This is a genomic window from Bradyrhizobium sp. CCBAU 11386 (genome assembly GCF_028128955.1).
Classification (GTDB): domain Bacteria; phylum Pseudomonadota; class Alphaproteobacteria; order Rhizobiales; family Xanthobacteraceae; genus Bradyrhizobium.
Window position 1 is genome coordinate 2,413 of the sequence record NZ_LBKA01000006.1, and the last position, 418, is coordinate 2,830.

The 418-nt window shown below is 62.7% G+C and carries 1 protein-coding gene; it reads left to right on the forward strand.

Annotated elements, in window-relative coordinates:
- On the forward strand, positions 1 to 418 hold a 418-nt coding region (locus tag XI09_RS45910; RefSeq protein ID WP_271565535.1), incomplete at both ends, for a Ulp1 family isopeptidase.

A 418-nucleotide genomic window follows, 5' to 3' on the forward strand; every position in this document is an offset into this window, starting at 1 on the left:
CCAATCCGAATCTCGCCGGCCGGACGCAGTTCGTGGACCCCCTCGTAGCCAGTCAGCTGTCCTGGGGCGACACGCTAAGTGCCTTCAACGACATCGTCCATGATCGGCAAGGTCACGATACAGCCGACTTCCTGTTCCTGCCAGTGAACGATGCCGATCCTACCGATCTTGATCGCCGCGGCAGCCATTGGTCGCTGTTGCTCGTTGATCGCCTCAACCGGCACAGTCCGGTTGCCTATCACTACGACTCCAGCGGGAGCTACAATGCGGGACCTGCAAGTCAGCTCGCAGAGCGGCTAGGCGCCCGCCTGGAGTGGCCCCGCGCACCCCAGCAGGACAACACCTATGATTGCGGCGTCTTTGTCGTCGACGCCACGCGGGAGCTGGTTCGTCAGTTGACGCAACGTGAGCGGCCGGA